A 14,609-nucleotide genomic window follows, 5' to 3' on the forward strand; every position below is an offset into this window, starting at 1 on the left:
TAACAACATCAAGAAACCCACTCAAACATACCGAAGAAAACACGCTTGAGGTGAAGGCTTTTATCTGATCTGAAACATGATCAATGCCTACACACCTTGATTGCCCGCAGCTACCGAGTGCGCCTGATCCAGGCAGCACAGCAAGCGTTCGACGGTATGCACCAAGGGCCCGGAATTATCCAACACAAACAAACCCGCGCCGTTTCCGGCAATCAGCTCAGCGGTAAATCGCGCGTTGCGCGCCAATCGCTCTTCGATGTCCGCCAATGACTCACGCCCGCGTGCGATCAAACGTTGGCGCAATACGGCTTGATCGACCGTCAGCAGCAACACCAACAATGTCGGGTAACGCTCACGGGTCTGCGCCAGGTGGGCGCGAGAGCCATTGACCAGCACATCGTCCCCTGCGGCCAGCCACTCGTCGATTTCCCTGGGGATGCCATACGACAAGCCATTGGCCTGCCAGCTCAAGGCAAACGCGCCCTCGGCGTCCATCCGCGCAAACTCCTGCGGGCTCACCCCTTGCGCCGCTTCGCCGACTGCCTCCGCCGAGCGTGTGATCACCCGGCGCACCATGCGACAACCACGCGCCTGCAAGCGCAGGCGTGCGGCATCCAGCAGGCTGTCCTTGCCCGAACCCGATGGCCCGATGAGATAGATCAACCTGCCCGTCATCAAAACACCCTCTTGGCTTGTCTCCAGGCTTGTTGCGCCCCCGGCAACGCTTCGCAGCAACCGACCTGCGCCAGGTAGCAGCCACTGGAAAGTATATCCAGCAATTTTTCGCCAGCCAGGCCGGCGGCGGCCACATTACCCGAGTGCGCGCTGCCGCGCACCTGTGGGAGGGGGCAAGCCCTGCTGCAAGTCAGTTAAGACAGAACTGGCAACTGTGGCGAGGGAGCTTGCTCCCTCGCCACAGGTCATTGCGCGTACTGCTTGCTCAACCCCGGCGGCACGCCTTGCACATTGGTTTCTTCCCAGGGCCCGTTGGGGCTGATGGAACGGCTCCAGCCGTTGCTCCAGCGGTAGTAGGTACGCTGGCGGTAGAAGGTGTCGGGCTGGTCGTCGAGCACGTACACCTGCATCTTGCCGTCCCAGTGGCTGGCAGCCCCCGGTGGTGGAGCAAAGGTGGGTGACTTGCTTGGCAGTGGCTTTGGCGGCGGGGTCACCGGGCCAGAAGGCTTGGTACTCGGCTGAGTCGACGGGCCCGATGGCGGGATGGTCGGGCCGGTGGGTGCCGCAGGTGGGCGGTGGACCGCACAGGCGCTCAGGCCGAGTACCAGGCTGAGCAGGGTGATGCGTGCATATGCGGTCATGGGCGTTTCCTCAGAATGACTTGTCCGGAGTGTCGATGGTCAATTGCTGCAGCGCAGTGGTGCTGCTGGCCAGCGGTTGGCTGCGGCCGATCCATTCGCCAGTGGTCGGTTGGCCGGCCCGGGATATGCGCGCAACCAGTTGGACTTCGGGGAAGTTGGACAGTTTCAACTGCGGCATCATCGCGTCGGCATCGCCCAGTTCGACGGTGATGGGCAGTTCGGCAACGGTGACGCGCTTGGCCGCCAAGGGTGCCGGTGGGCCGCTGACTGCACGGGCGAAGATGAACACAGTGTCGGTCGGCAAGGCTTTGGCTTTCGCTTCGGCGGACAGGTCTACACGCACGGTCATTACCGCCTTGCGCGCGACCGTACCGCCGCTCTCTTTAAGCTTCTCGCCAGCCCGGTCAATACCGCCTTGCAGTGCTACACGGGAGTTGTCCTGCGGTGGCAGTTGCGCCAGCAGACGGTTCCAGTAATCGATCGCTTCCTGATAACGCTGGCCTTCAAAAGCCGCGATCCCCAACAGGCCAAGGCTGGTGACTTCCTTGGGATCGAGCTTTAACGCCTCGTCGGTCAGCGCCTGCACCTTGGGCGACCACTGTTTATTGTCGGCAAAATATTGTGCCTGGGCCCACTGGCCAAGCAATTCCGGCTGGCGCCCGGCTAAGGCTACGGTGCGTTCAAAGACTTTGGCGGCATCGGCGGAACGGTCCTGAGCCATGTAGGCGCGCCCCAGGAAATACAGGCCCTCGGCCGAATCCGGCTGGGCTGCCGCGGCACGCTCCAGGCGCTGAGTCATGTCGGCCATGGACACCGGAGGCTGTGAGAATTCACGGGTCAGTTCGACCTTGTCGCTCGCCCCATAATGCAGGTACAGCGCAACGCCAAGCACCGGCACCAGAAACGCCGCCAAAAACGGCAGCGGTTTGCCCAGGCGCGATTCACGGGGCTTTTCCACGCCCTCGGTATCGGCCAGCAACTCGCGAGCCGCCTCGGCGCGGCCCGTATCCAGTTGCACGGCGTTCAATACACCTTCGTCCTGCTGCACTTGCAGCTCGGCGACGCGTTCCTGATACAGCGCCACGTTCAGCGCGGTACGATCCTCTTCACGCTGGGCGCGACGGTCACGCAGTACAGGAATCAACAGGAAACTCAGGGCAATCAGAAGCAGCAAGCCGGCTGCGAGCCAGAAATCAATCATCAGTCTTGGTGTCCAGCAATTGGTCGAGGCGTTTACGCTCTTCAGGGGACAGCGCATCGGAGCCATCAGTCGGCGCGGCGCGGCGACGGCGTACGATCACCGCCATCACCACAACGCCGGCCAGCAGCAGCCCGGCGGGGCCGAACCAGAGCAGCGCGGTTTTGCCGGTAAGGGCCGGTTTGTAGCGCACGAAATCACCGTAGCGGTCGACCATAAAGTCGATGATCTGCTGGTTATCCTTGCCCTCCCCCAACATGCGGAAGATTTCTTTGCGCAGGTCAGCGGCGATGGGCGCGTTGGAGTCGGCGATGTCCTGGTTCTGGCACTTGGGGCAGCGCAGTTCCTTGGTCAGGTCGCGGAAACGCTCACGCTCGGCGTCATTGGCAAATTCATAGGTGTCGATGGCGGCATGGGCCACACCGGCCAGGCCCAGGGCTAAAACAGCAGCGGTCAACCAACGCTTCATGGCTTGGCCTCATCGACCAGGGCCTGGTACTTGGCGGCCAGTTGCTCACGCCAGACTACCTCGTCGATCACGCCGACGAACTTGTCACGGATCACGCCCTTGGCGTCGATGAAGAAGGTTTCCGGCGCGCCATAGACGCCCAGGTTCAAACCCAGGTTGCCGTCTTCATCACGGATATCGAGCTGGTAAGGGTTATGAAACTCGGCCAGCCATTTCAAGGCCGCCGCATTGTCGTCCTTGTAGTTGATGCCGTAGATCACCACGCCCTTCTCGGCCAGTTTGTTCAGCACCGGGTGTTCGACGCGGCAGGAGATGCACCAGGTGGCCCACACGTTGACCAGCGCCGGCTTGCCCTGCAGGTCGGCCTGGGTCAGGGTCTTGTCACCCTGCACCGTCGGCAGGTTGAACGCGGGAAACGGCTTGCCGATCATCGCCGAGGGTAACTCGGCCGGGTCCAGATACAGCCCGCGATACAGGAACACTGCCATCAGCAGAAACAATGCCAGCGGCACCACCATCAACCAACGTTTCATACCGCAGCTCCCGAAAGGCCCAGTGCTTCACGCACACGGCTGCTGACCTTGACCCGATAACGCCGATCCAGCGCGGCGAGCAAACCCCCAAAGCCTGTGAGCAACCCGCCGAACCAGATCCAGCGCACGAAGGGTTTGACATGCACCCGCACAGCCCAGGCGCCGTCGCCCAAGGGTTCACCCAGCGCCACATACAGGTCACGGGTGAAACCGGCGTCGATACCGGCTTCGGTCATCATTGAACTTTGCACTGTGTACAGGCGCTTTTCAGGATGCAATACGGCGATTTCCTTGCCATTGCGCACTACGCGCACGGTGCCTTTATCCGAGGTGAAGTTCGGCCCTTCGAAGTGCCTGGCACCTTCGAAGATGAACTGGTAACCGGCCAGGTCCATGGACTCACCCGGCGCCAGGCGCAGGTCGCGCTCGGCGCTGTTCTGGCTGGAGAGCACTACGCCCAAAGCGCACACGGCGATGCCAATGTGAGCGATCTGCATGCCCCAGTAACTGCGGGTCAGGGTGGGCAAGCCTTTGATCAGGCCTTTGTGGCGCGTCTTGTCGAAGATGTCCCGCACGCCGGCCAGCAACACCCAGGCTGCCAGCAGGAACGTGGCGAGTACCGCCCAATTGAAGTCGCCGTAGGCGAACCCGGCGATCACTGCCAGGGCCACGCTGCCCAACAGCACCGGCATCAACATGCCTGCCAGCCATTTCACCGGGGTGTCTTTCCAGCGCACCAGCACACCGACCGCCATCACTACCATCAACAGGCCCATCAACGGGATGAACAACGCATTGAAGTACGGCGGGCCCACGGACAGCTTGGCGCCGCTCAAGGCATCCAGCACCAGCGGGTAGAGGGTGCCGAGCAGGATCATTGACGCGGCTACCACCAGTACCAGGTTATTGCCCAGCAACAGGGTTTCGCGCGACCACAGGTTGAAACCGACCTGGCTCTTGACCACCGGCGCACGCAGGGCGAACAGGGTCAGGGAACCGCCCACCACAAACAGCAGGAAGATCAGGATGAACACGCCGCGTTCGGGGTCGGAGGCAAACGCATGCACTGACGTCAGCACCCCCGAACGCACAAGGAACGTGCCGAGCAGGCTGAGGGAAAACGCGGCGATGGCGAGCAATACCGTCCAGCTTTTGAATACGCCACGCTTTTCGGTCACTGCCAGGGAGTGAATCAGCGCCGTGCCCACCAACCAGGGCATGAAGGACGCGTTTTCCACCGGGTCCCAGAACCACCAGCCGCCCCAGCCGAGTTCGTAGTAGGCCCACCAGGAGCCCAAGGTGATACCGATACCGAGGAAGGCCCAAGCGACGATGGTCCAGGGACGCGACCAGCGTGCCCACGCAGCATCCAGGCGGCCGCCAAGCAAGGCGGCGATGGCAAACGCAAAGGCTACGGAGAACCCCACGTAACCCATATAGAGCATCGGCGGGTGCACGATCAGGCCGATGTCCTGCAACAGCGGGTTGAGGTCATGCCCGTCTGCGGGGATCTGCGGCAGGATGCGGCTGAATGGATTGGAGGTCATGATCAGAAACAGCAGGAAGCCGATGCTGATCATGCCCATCACCGCCAGGACTCGCGCCAGCATCACTTGCGGCAGTTGGCGCGAGAATACCGACACGGCAAAGGTCCAGCCGCCGAGGATCAGCGCCCACAGCAGCAACGAACCTTCGTGGGCGCCCCACACGGCGCTGAACTTGTAGTACCAGGGCAAGGCGCTGTTGGAGTTGTTCGCGACATAGGCGACGGAAAAGTCGTCGGTCATGAAGGCATAGGTCAGGCAACCGAAGGCGAACAGCAGGAAAGCAAACTGACCCCAGGCGGCCGGCTGCGCCAGGCTCATCCACAAACGATCGCCGCGCCAGGCACCGAGCAACGGCACCACAGCCTGGACCACGGCAAAGCACAGGGCGAGGATCATCGCCAGTTGGCCCAGTTCAGGAATAAACAATGCGGACGTCATCACTTAGCCCTCCTTGGCTGGGGTCGCGGGCGCGGACTGGCCACTGTCTTTCAGGGCCTTGGTGACCTCGGGCGGCATGTACTTTTCATCGTGCTTGGCCAGCACTTCGTCCGCCACTACCACACCATCGGCGTTGAGTTTGCCCAGAGCGACGATGCCCTGGCCTTCGCGGAACAGGTCCGGGAGGATGCCGCGGTAAGTGATGGTCACGGCCTTGTTGAAATCGGTGACCACGAAGGTCACGTCCAGAGAATCGCCGGAACGCTTCAACGAGCCCTGCTCCACCATGCCGCCGGCGCGGATGCGCGTGTCCAGCGGGGCTTCGCCGTTGGCGATCTGGGTGGGGGTGTAGAACAGGTTGATGTTCTGCTGCAGGGCGCTCAAGGCCAGGCCCACGGCAATGCCGACGCCAACCAGGATGGCAAGGATGATCAACAGACGCTTTCTACGCAGCGGATTCACTTTTCGGTCTCCCGGCGCAGACGTCGCGCCTCTTGTTGCAGGTAACGCTTGCGGGCCAGGATCGGCGCGGCGACGTTGAGGGCCAGCACCGCCAGGCAGATGCCGTAGGCGCTCCAGACATACAGGCCGTGGTGGCCCATGGCGAGAAAATCACTGAAAGAAGCAAAGCTCATCCCCGCGCTCCCAGGCTGGTTTGCACTTGGGCTTTGACCCAACTGGTGCGGGCTTCACGCTTGAGCACTTCAAGGCGCATGCGCAGCAACAGCACGGCGCCGAAGAAGCAGTAGAACCCCAGCACCATCAGCAGCAGTGGCGCCCACATTTCCACGGGCATCGCCGGTTTTTCGGTGAGGGTGAAGGTGGCGCCCTGGTGCAGGGTGTTCCACCACTCTACCGAGTATTTGATGATCGGGATGTTGATCACGCCGACAATCGCCAGCACCGCGCAGGCCTTGGCGGCGCTATCGCGATTGCTGATGGCGTTGCCCAGGGCAATCAGGCCGAAGTACAGGAACAGCAGGATCAGCATCGAGGTCAGGCGTGCATCCCAAACCCACCAGGAACCCCAGGTCGGCTTGCCCCAGATCGCGCCGGTGACCAGCGCCACGGCGGTCATCCACGCACCAATAGGTGCAGCGCATTGCAGGGCCACATCGGCCAGTTTCATCTTCCACACCAGGCCGACGATGCCGCAAACCGCCAGCATCACGTAGCAGGACTGGGCCAGCATCGCAGCAGGGACGTGGATATAGATGATGCGAAAGCTGTTGCCTTGCTGGTAGTCCGGCGGCGCGAAGGCCAGGCCCCAGACCAGGCCGGTGCCGATCAGCAATACGGCGGCGACGCTCAACCACGGCAGCAGCTTGCCACTGATGCCATAAAACCATTTGGGCGAGCCGAGCTTGTGAAACCAGGTCCAGTTCATTGCATTTTCCATCACGGGTGCTTTTCGTCGTGGCGAAAAGCTTAGGGTCTTTACTGACTCAACGTCATTAACGCCGAGTCAGACCTCATTATTCACCGACGCTGATTTTCAGGCCGGCGGCTATAGCAAAGGGTGTCAGGGTTACCGCCAGGGCGGTCAGGCTACCAAGCCACAAGAGGTAACCGGTCGCCGGCATCCCCATGAGCGCGGCTTGCAAAGCGCCGCTGCCCAGGATCAACACCGGGATATACAAAGGCAGAATCAACAGGGCCAGCAGCAGGCCACCCCTTTTCAGGCCCACAGTCAAGGCGGAGCCCACCGCCCCCAACAGGCTGAGCACCGGCGTACCGAGCAACAAGGACACCAGCAACACGGGCAGGCATTCGACGGGCAAGCCCAGCATCATCGCCAGCAGCGGCGAGAGCAAGACTAGCGCCAGGCCGGAAAAAGCCCAGTGTGCCAGTACCTTGGCCAGTACCAGAAGTGGCAGGGGGTGCGACGAAAGGACCCACTGCTCCAGGGATCCGTCTTCGAAATCACTGCGAAACAGCCCGTCCAGCGAGAGCAGGACCGATAAAAGCGCCGCGACCCACACCAGTCCCGGGGACAAGGTTTGCAACAGTTTAGTCTCCGGGCCGACCGCCAACGGAAACAGCGCGATCACAATCGCAAAGAACACCAGCGGGTTGGCCAGCTCGGCCGGGCGACGGCACAACAGCCGCGCTTCACGGGCCACCAACAGGGCAAACACACTCATGCCGACCACCGTCCGAGATCCAGCTCCCGGTAACCACCCGGCTTGCGCGCCAGGGTATGGTGGGTGGTGAGCACCACCAGGCCGCCCTGCTCGCAATGCCGGGCCAGGTGCTCTTCGAGCTGGGCTACGCCCTGTTTGTCGAGAGCGGTGAAGGGTTCGTCGAGAATCCACAGCGGCGGGCCGGGCAGGTACAAACGCGCCAGGGCCACACGGCGCTGCTGGCCGGCTGACAGCGTGTGACAGGGCACATCTTCAAAGCCCTTGAGGCCAACGGCGGCCAGGGCCTGCCAGATGCCATCGCGGGTAGCAGGGTGATGCAGGGCGCTGAGCCAGCTGAGGTTTTCTTCGGCGCTGAGCACGTCCTTGATACCGGCGGCGTGGCCGATCCAGACCAGGTTGCGCGCCAGCTCGGTACGTTGTTCGTGCAGGGGCTTACCGTTGAGCCGAACAACACCCGCCGTGGGCTGCATCAAACCGGCCAGCAGACGCAGCAGACTGGTCTTGCCGCTGCCATTGGGGCCGCTGATTTGCACCATGTCGCCAGCCGCCAGACGCAGGTCGAGTTGCTCGAACAACAGGCGCAGGTCGCGTTCACAGGCAAGCGCTACGGCTTCAAGAAGAGGGCTGGTCAAGAGATCGCGGGCCTTTACGGTTCAAGTCGGCGGTGCAGCGGCCGTTATAGAGAGATGCACAATAACGACTTTGGCGACCGATTTTAGAGAGCTGGATCAAATAGTTGTGAGGTTTTTACCGCTCTCTTTGCAGACGGGCGGCATTATACATGCGATGCCCTACTCTAAAGAGGGCAATTTCCCCAGAGACGATGCGCACGATGACCGGTGAGATCAATCTTCCTCCACTGCCTCCAGCCTCAGCACCCAAGGCTGCCCCGCTGCCTGCGGCTGGCGAGTTGCTCAAGCTCCTGGAGCCACAGGCCGGGTTGATTGGCGCCGGAAAAACCGTAAACGCTGAAGTCATCGCGCTGAAACAAGGCAGTGAAGCCTTTCAGCTGTTGCTCAAGCTGACCCTTGAAGGTGGTCGCCAGACCCTGGTTCAAGCCAGCAGCGCCCAGCCCTTGCCCCTGGGCAGCAATGTGGCAGTGAGCCAAACGCCTGCGGGCAACCTGGCCATTACCTTGCAGCAAGCCATGAGCGCCAACGTGACCGCCCTCACCCGCCTCGACACCACACAAATGCCGGTGGGCACACTGCTGCAAGCCAAGGTGCTGACCACTCAGATGCTGCCTCAAGGCTCAGCGCAAGCGGCGATCTATCGCTCGCTGGTGAGTGTGCTCAATAATGCCCTGGCCGGTACCACGCTGACGCTGGAAAGCCCTCAACCCTTGCGGGTCGGCAGCTTGCTCAGTGCCGTGGTGCAGAACGCGCAAACCCTGAATTTTGTGCCGCTGAGCGGGCTGAAAGACCAACTGGCCGTGACGCAGCAACTGGCAACCCAGCAAAGTCGCCAAGGCTCGCTGGATGCGGTGTTCACTGCCCTGCAAAACCTGCCCCGTGGCGACAACACCTCGGCCGAGCTGCGGGCCGCTGCCGAGCGTTTACTGGCAGCCTTGCCCGATCTGGCGCAAGTCAGCAATCCCAAGGTACTGGCACAAGTGGTGCAAAACAGCGGCGCCTTCCTGGAAGCCAAATTGCTCGCTGGGCAGAACCCACAAATCCCACCGCTGGATATGAAAGGCGCGCTGTTGCGCCTGGTCGCGGACCTGCTGCCCGCCCTGCCCGCCAACACCAACCTGAATGCGATCCTCGCCGCCAATACCCTGGCCCAGGTGCTGCCGCACTTTGTGCGCAGCCCGTTGAACACTCTCGGCCAGGTCGGCGCTCGGCAGATACCCGCCGGTTTCCCCTTGCCGGAGCGGCTGATCGCGAAACTGGAAGGTGAAGGCGACCTGGAAAACCTGCTGCGCCTGGCCGCCGGGGCGATCTCGCGCTTGCAGAGCCACCAACTGTCGAGCCTGGAACAGACCGGCACCACCGCCGATGGCCGCCTGCAAACCACGTGGCAGTTGGAAATCCCCATGCGCACCCTGCAAGACATCGTGCCGTTGCAGGTCAAGTTTCAGCGCGAGGAGCCTGCGCCTGACAAGGATCAGCCCGAGCGCAAGGATAAAAAAGATCCGAAGCAGATGCTTTGGCGCGTCGAACTGGCCTTCGACATGGAGCCGCTGGGGCCGCTGCAAGTTCAGGCGCAGTTGTCCCAAGGCAAACTGTCCAGCCAGTTGTGGGCCAGTCGCCCTTTCACCGCCAGCCTGATCGAAAGTCACCTGGGCAGCCTGCGCGAGCGCCTGGTGTCATCCGGACTTAACGTCGGCGACCTGGATTGCCACCTGGGCACCCCGCCACGCGGTGCAAAAACCGGATTGGAACAACGCTGGGTGGATGAAACCGCATGAAGAACGCCGCCCCACCCCGCCAGGCCATCGCCCTCAAGTACGACGGCCAACAAGCCCCCACCCTGACCGCCAAGGGCGATGACGCCCTGGCCGAAGCGATTCTCAAGCTGGCACGGGAGAATGAAGTACCGATCTATGAAAATGCCGAGCTGGTGAAGCTGCTGGCGCGTATGGAACTGGGGGACAGTATTCCAGAAGAGCTCTATCGCACGATTGCCGAGATCATTGCGTTTGCATGGACCTTGAAGGGCAAGTTCCCGGTGGGCTACGACCCGGATGCGGGGCCGATGGAGCGGGATGTCACTGAGCGTGGCGACGATTACTGAGTAGCCACAGGCATACCAAGATCCACTGTGGGAGGGGGCTTGCTCCCGATAGCGTCATTACAGCCAACCTATCTGGGGCTGATACACCGCTATCGGGAGCAAGCCTCCTCCCACATTTTTTGATCTGTGTTCAGTTCAGGACTTCGCTCAGGGGGATGAAAATGACCGGGTCGCCAATGGCCAATGTGGTCCCCTCCATCACCTCCACAACCCCCTCCGCCCACGCCGCACTGCGCAGCACCCCGGAGCTCTGGTTGCGATAGATAATCGCCTTGCCCTGCTCGATACGCCCGCGCAGGTATTCGCGGCGGTTGCCTGGTTTGGGCCAGTCGAATCCTGCCGGCACCTCGAAACGCAGCGGCTGCACCTGCGCCACGCCTTGGCGGCGCAGCAGGTACGGGCGCGCCAATAGCGCAAAGGTCACCAGGGTCGAGGCCGGGTTACCTGGCAGGCCGATCACCGGCACGCCACGAAAATGCCCGAAGGTCAGCGGTTTGCCTGGCTTGATCGCCAGCTTCCACAACGCCAACTCGCCCTCTTCACGCAAGGCAATGCCGAGGAAGTCCGCTTCGCCCACCGACACACCGCCGGTAGACAAGATCAGGGCGACGCTACCCAGGCCGGCCAAACACGTACGGGTCTGTTCCAGATCATCCGGCAGAATCCCCGCATCGATCACTTCGCAGCCCATGCGCGCCAGCCAGCTGCACAGCACGCGACGGTTGCTGTTGTAGATCTGCCCCGGGCCCAACGGCAAGCCTGGCTCGATCAATTCGTCGCCGGTCGACAGCACGGCCACGCGCGGGCGGCGCACCACATCGAGCCGATCCCGCCCCAGAGACGCAGCCAGGCCCAACTCGATGGGCCCCAGGCGCGTTCCGGCGCTGAGTACGCACTCACCCACCGTAGTCTCCTGGCCCTGTGGTCGGATGTTGTCGCCCACCCGTAACGGCTCGGTGAAACTCACGCGCTGATCGGCATGAACCACCGCGTTTTCCTGCATTTGCACGCAGTCTGCGCCTTCGGGTACCGGCGCGCCGGTAAAGATCCGTGCGCAGGTGCCGGCCGCCAGCGGCTCGGGCGCAGTGCCAGCGAAAATCCGTTGGCTCACCACCAGCGGTTCCCCGGTCCAGTCCGCCAGGCGCACGGCGTAGCCGTCCATGGCACTGTTGGGCCACGGCGGCAGGTCGAGCGTCGAGATCAGGTCCTGGGCCAGTACGCGGCCATCGCACTGCGCCAGGGGCAGCACATGCTGGTCACGGATCGGCGCCGATTCCGCCATGGCGAGCAGCCGCTGCAAGGCTGCTTCCACCGGCATCAGTGCGCCGGTCTTGCCCGGCTTATCCACGGGATTCACAGGGTTGGGCCTGCTTCAGGTGCGGGACGAAATTGCATGGGCGGTGACGATTATCCAGTTGCTCGGCGAGGATGCCATCCCAACCGGTGCGCACGGCATTGGTGGAGCCCGGCAGGCAGCACACCAGGGTGCCATTGGCCAGGCCGGCCAGGGCGCGCGATTGCACGGTGGAGGTGCCGATATCGGCCACGGAGATCTGGCGGAACAGTTCGCCGAAGCCATCGACCTGCTTGTCGAGCAGGCAGCTCACGGCTTCAGGGGTGCTGTCACGGCCGGTGAAGCCGGTGCCCCCGGTGATCAGCACCACTTGCACCACGTCTTCGGCGATCCAGTGGGCAACCTGGGCGCGAATCTTGTAGAGGTCGTCCTTGAGCAGCACGCGCTCGGCCAGGTGGTGGCCGGCGGCGGTCAGGCGATCGACGAAGACCTGGCCGGAGGTGTCGGTGTCCAGGGTGCGGGTGTCGCTGACGGTCAATACAGCAATATTCAGGGGTACAAAGGGCGCATCGGCCTTGGCTTTCATGGCTCGGTCCAGTTGTCGAAAAAACAGCCCGATGTTATATCACAGGCCCCTCTTTACCTGCCGCAGTGGAACCGCCATGTCTCTTGAATCTTCACCCCTGCCTTGTTCGATTCTGTTGTTGGCCGGTGGTCGTGGCCAACGCATGGGCGGCCAGGACAAGGGGCTGCTTCAATGGCGGGGCGAGCCCTTGATTGCCCACCTGCAACGGCTGGCCAGGCCGCTCACGGATGACCTGATCATCTCGTGCAATCGCAACCTTGAACACTACGCGCCCTATGCCGACCAACTGGTCAGTGATGACAGCCCGGACTTTCCCGGCCCGTTGGCGGGTATCCGAGCAGGACTCTTCGCTGCACGCCATGAACATCTGCTGATCTTGCCGTGCGATGTGCCGCAAATTGATGAGCGACTGCTGGCCGACTTGCGTCAGATTGCCCAACGCAATCCGCAGGTTCCCATCATGGTGCGTCATGGCGAGTTCTGGGAACCCTTGCTGTGCATTATCCCAACAGACCTGAAAGATCAGGTGGAACGGGCCTGGCAAGCGGGTGAACGCAGCCCGCGCAAGGTCCTGCTGCAACTGGGTGGCGTCGGCCTGGAATGCCCGGCCGATGACCCGCGCCTGGCCAATCTTAATACGCCCGAGCTGTTGCACCCACGGGCTGGCGTGTCAGAATGAGCCTTTCACAAGGAACTTTGCCGACGTCCCATACGTCACAAGGTCAGCAATTTAAAAGTATTTTCTCGGAGACAAACTCATGACTCAACGGACCATCGCCGCTCTCATGCTTGCACTGGGCCTCGCCACCCTCGCCGGTTGCGCCTCGCCAACAGTGATCACCCTGAATGACGGTCGCGAAATCCAGGCCGTCGACACCCCGAAATTTGACGAAGATTCGGGTTTCTACGAATTCCAACAGCTTGACGGCAAGCGCACCCGCATCAATAAAGACCAGGTTCGCACCGTTAAAGATCTGTAAGCCTTAACGCTTGCCAACAAGGCCCGCCTCGCGCGGGCCTTGTCGTTTGCGGCGTTTACCAGTCGAGGGTGATACGGCTGTGAAAACTGCGTTCTTCACCATTTAGCGGGTCGATGAAACGCACGCCCTGGGCCAGCAGCTTCAGGGGGTGGGCGTAGTCGTCCTCGGCGTCCTTGACCACAACGGGATAGAACGGGTCATTGCAGATACTCGCCCCGAGGGCAGTCATGTGTACGCGCAGCTGGTGTTTCTTGCCGGTCACCGGGAACAGACCGTAACGCCATAAACCACCCTTTTTCTCGCGCACTTCAACGGCCGTCTCGGTGTTGCTGGCGCCCTGCCCTTCCTGCATCCGAAAGAAGGGTTCGCCATCCACCAGGCGGCTTTTATGCACCAGGGGAAAGCTCAGATTCGGCAGGGCCGGGGCGATGGCTTCGTAGAATTTGTCGATACGCCGCGTGGGAAACAGTTGCTGGTACGCCGAGCGGCTTTGCGGGTTGGCCGAGAACAGCACCAGCCCCGCCGTGTGCCGGTCAATGCGGTGCAACGGCACCAGGGCGGGGTTGTCCAGGCGACGGATCAGGCGACGCAACAGGGTTTGCTCAACGTACTCGCCGGCGGGAGTCACCGGCAGGAAATGCGGCTTGTCCGCCACCACCAGATGTTCATCGGCGTACAGGATAGTTTCCTGTACCGGAATCACTTTTTCGTTGGGTACTTCGCGAAAGTAATAGATGCACAGGCCTTCCTTGTAGGCCAGGCCCAGGCTGATCGGGTTGCCATTGATATCCAGCACTCGTTCCCGGGCAATGCGGTCCAGCCACTGCTCACGGCCAATGGCCGGGAAGTGATCGCACAGGCAGTCGATCACCGTTGCCCAAGGCCCCGGTGGCAGATACAACGTGCTGGCTTGGTGCTGGGCGGCGGAAAAACCGGAAGTGGACATGCAAATGCTCGAACCTGGAAACAGGCGGGCATTATCCCGCATGGAGCGCGATTGCGCCTAGGGCCGTTCTCATGCCTTGGCCAGTTGGGCCCGCAGCACCGGCGAAGCGCTCGCCGCCTCGGTGAACTCCTTGAGCCAGCGCAGTACGTCCACTGCTTCCCAACGGCCCGGATCATAGAGCGCGTAGAGCAAGCCTTGATAACCCACCACATCCAACTGTTTGTGATAACCGGCACGCTGGAACAGCGCCTCGATTTCCGCAAAGCAGGTGTTGAAATGCACTTTGTTGAAGGGCGTCTTGCCTTCCGTGACCAGCCCATCGAGGCGCAGTTCGTTGACCGCGTCGCGCACCACATCGGCGGACATGCGATTGACGCTGCTTTTCAATTGTTCAACATTCACCACGGGCGTTCCCTCTATTC

At 62.0% G+C, this 14,609-nt stretch carries 19 protein-coding genes; 4 read left to right on the plus strand and 15 right to left on the minus strand.

Annotation, left to right across the window (positions count from 1 at the left end):
- Positions 1-87 precede the first annotated feature (87 nt).
- From phnN to ccmA, 11 genes are all read right to left on the minus strand, one after another.
- Entirely contained in the window at positions 88-675 is a 588-nt protein-coding gene (gene phnN / locus JH25_RS21650) for a phosphonate metabolism protein/1,5-bisphosphokinase (PRPP-forming) PhnN (protein ID WP_032877108.1), read from the minus strand.
- A 245-nt stretch (positions 676-920) separates the two neighbouring features.
- Positions 921-1,316 carry a hypothetical protein gene (locus JH25_RS21645; protein WP_032877109.1) on the minus strand — a complete coding sequence of 132 codons (396 nt, stop codon included), beginning with the start codon at positions 1,314-1,316 and terminating at the stop codon, positions 921-923.
- Between the two features lie 10 nt (positions 1,317-1,326).
- Positions 1,327-2,517 carry a c-type cytochrome biogenesis protein CcmI gene (ccmI, locus tag JH25_RS21640; protein WP_032877110.1) on the minus strand — a complete coding sequence of 397 codons (1,191 nt, stop codon included), beginning with the start codon at positions 2,515-2,517 and terminating at the stop codon, positions 1,327-1,329.
- On the minus strand, positions 2,510-2,983 hold the full coding sequence (locus JH25_RS21635; protein WP_005786512.1) for a cytochrome c-type biogenesis protein: 474 nt from the start codon (positions 2,981-2,983) through the stop codon (positions 2,510-2,512). The genes ccmI and JH25_RS21635 overlap by 8 nt, the downstream gene beginning before the upstream one ends.
- Positions 2,980-3,516: a DsbE family thiol:disulfide interchange protein gene (locus JH25_RS21630; protein WP_005786510.1), complete on the minus strand. Its 537-nt coding sequence runs from the start codon at positions 3,514-3,516 to the stop codon at positions 2,980-2,982. The genes JH25_RS21635 and JH25_RS21630 overlap by 4 nt, the downstream gene beginning before the upstream one ends.
- A complete protein-coding gene (locus JH25_RS21625) occupies positions 3,513-5,501 on the minus strand; it encodes a heme lyase CcmF/NrfE family subunit (protein ID WP_032877111.1) in 1,989 nt (662 codons plus the stop codon). The genes JH25_RS21630 and JH25_RS21625 overlap by 4 nt, the downstream gene beginning before the upstream one ends.
- A 3-nt stretch (positions 5,502-5,504) precedes the next feature.
- Complete coding sequence (gene ccmE, locus JH25_RS21620; RefSeq protein WP_005786506.1) at positions 5,505-5,963, minus strand: cytochrome c maturation protein CcmE; 459 nt, start codon at positions 5,961-5,963, stop codon at positions 5,505-5,507.
- Positions 5,960-6,136 carry a heme exporter protein CcmD gene (gene ccmD / locus JH25_RS21615; RefSeq protein WP_005786504.1) on the minus strand — a complete coding sequence of 59 codons (177 nt, stop codon included), beginning with the start codon at positions 6,134-6,136 and terminating at the stop codon, positions 5,960-5,962. The genes ccmE and ccmD overlap by 4 nt, the downstream gene beginning before the upstream one ends.
- Positions 6,133-6,888, minus strand: coding sequence for a heme ABC transporter permease (locus tag JH25_RS21610; RefSeq protein ID WP_032877112.1), 756 nt, complete (start codon positions 6,886-6,888; stop codon positions 6,133-6,135). The genes ccmD and JH25_RS21610 overlap by 4 nt, the downstream gene beginning before the upstream one ends.
- A gap of 88 nt (positions 6,889-6,976) precedes the next feature.
- On the minus strand, positions 6,977-7,645 hold the full coding sequence (gene ccmB, locus JH25_RS21605) for a heme exporter protein CcmB (protein WP_005786500.1): 669 nt from the start codon (positions 7,643-7,645) through the stop codon (positions 6,977-6,979).
- Complete coding sequence (gene ccmA / locus JH25_RS21600; RefSeq protein ID WP_032877113.1) at positions 7,642-8,277, minus strand: cytochrome c biogenesis heme-transporting ATPase CcmA; 636 nt, start codon at positions 8,275-8,277, stop codon at positions 7,642-7,644. Before ccmA ends, ccmB begins: the two co-directional genes overlap by 4 nt.
- Positions 8,278-8,477: 200 nt before the next feature.
- On the opposite strand from ccmA, the gene fliK reads away from it, so the two are divergent.
- Both fliK and JH25_RS21590 read left to right on the plus strand, forming a co-directional pair.
- Complete coding sequence (gene fliK, locus JH25_RS21595; protein ID WP_032877114.1) at positions 8,478-10,055, plus strand: flagellar hook-length control protein FliK; 1,578 nt, start codon at positions 8,478-8,480, stop codon at positions 10,053-10,055.
- Entirely contained in the window at positions 10,052-10,381 is a 330-nt protein-coding gene (locus JH25_RS21590; RefSeq protein WP_032877115.1) for an EscU/YscU/HrcU family type III secretion system export apparatus switch protein, read from the plus strand. The genes fliK and JH25_RS21590 overlap by 4 nt, the downstream gene beginning before the upstream one ends.
- 130 nt (positions 10,382-10,511) lie before the next feature.
- Here JH25_RS21590 and JH25_RS21585 read toward each other — a convergent pair whose 3' ends face one another.
- Together JH25_RS21585 and moaB are read right to left on the minus strand one after the other, a co-directional pair.
- Positions 10,512-11,738 (minus strand): molybdopterin molybdotransferase MoeA, encoded by a 1,227-nt coding sequence (locus tag JH25_RS21585; RefSeq protein ID WP_032877116.1) that lies wholly within the window; start codon positions 11,736-11,738, stop codon positions 10,512-10,514.
- Positions 11,722-12,261: a molybdenum cofactor biosynthesis protein B gene (gene moaB / locus JH25_RS21580; protein WP_032877117.1), complete on the minus strand. Its 540-nt coding sequence runs from the start codon at positions 12,259-12,261 to the stop codon at positions 11,722-11,724. The genes JH25_RS21585 and moaB overlap by 17 nt, the downstream gene beginning before the upstream one ends.
- A 76-nt stretch (positions 12,262-12,337) precedes the next feature.
- Between moaB and mobA the strand changes: the two genes are divergently transcribed.
- Positions 12,338-12,940, plus strand: a complete 603-nt coding sequence (gene mobA, locus JH25_RS21575; protein WP_032877118.1) for a molybdenum cofactor guanylyltransferase MobA — start codon at positions 12,338-12,340, stop codon at positions 12,938-12,940.
- 79 nt (positions 12,941-13,019) lie between these two features.
- Positions 13,020-13,241 (plus strand): YgdI/YgdR family lipoprotein, encoded by a 222-nt coding sequence (locus JH25_RS21570; protein ID WP_005786486.1) that lies wholly within the window; start codon positions 13,020-13,022, stop codon positions 13,239-13,241.
- Between the two features lie 55 nt (positions 13,242-13,296).
- Here JH25_RS21570 and JH25_RS21565 read toward each other — a convergent pair whose 3' ends face one another.
- Together JH25_RS21565 and JH25_RS21560 are read right to left on the minus strand one after the other, a co-directional pair.
- Positions 13,297-14,187, minus strand: a complete 891-nt coding sequence (locus JH25_RS21565; RefSeq protein ID WP_032881049.1) for a pseudouridine synthase — start codon at positions 14,185-14,187, stop codon at positions 13,297-13,299.
- Positions 14,188-14,256: 69 nt separating this feature from the next.
- On the minus strand, positions 14,257-14,592 hold the full coding sequence (locus JH25_RS21560; RefSeq protein WP_003189932.1) for a hypothetical protein: 336 nt from the start codon (positions 14,590-14,592) through the stop codon (positions 14,257-14,259).
- Positions 14,593-14,609 lie beyond the last annotated feature (17 nt).

Source organism: Pseudomonas sp. BRG-100 (assembly GCF_000737955.1).
In the GTDB taxonomy this organism is placed as follows: domain Bacteria; phylum Pseudomonadota; class Gammaproteobacteria; order Pseudomonadales; family Pseudomonadaceae; genus Aquipseudomonas; species Aquipseudomonas synxantha_A.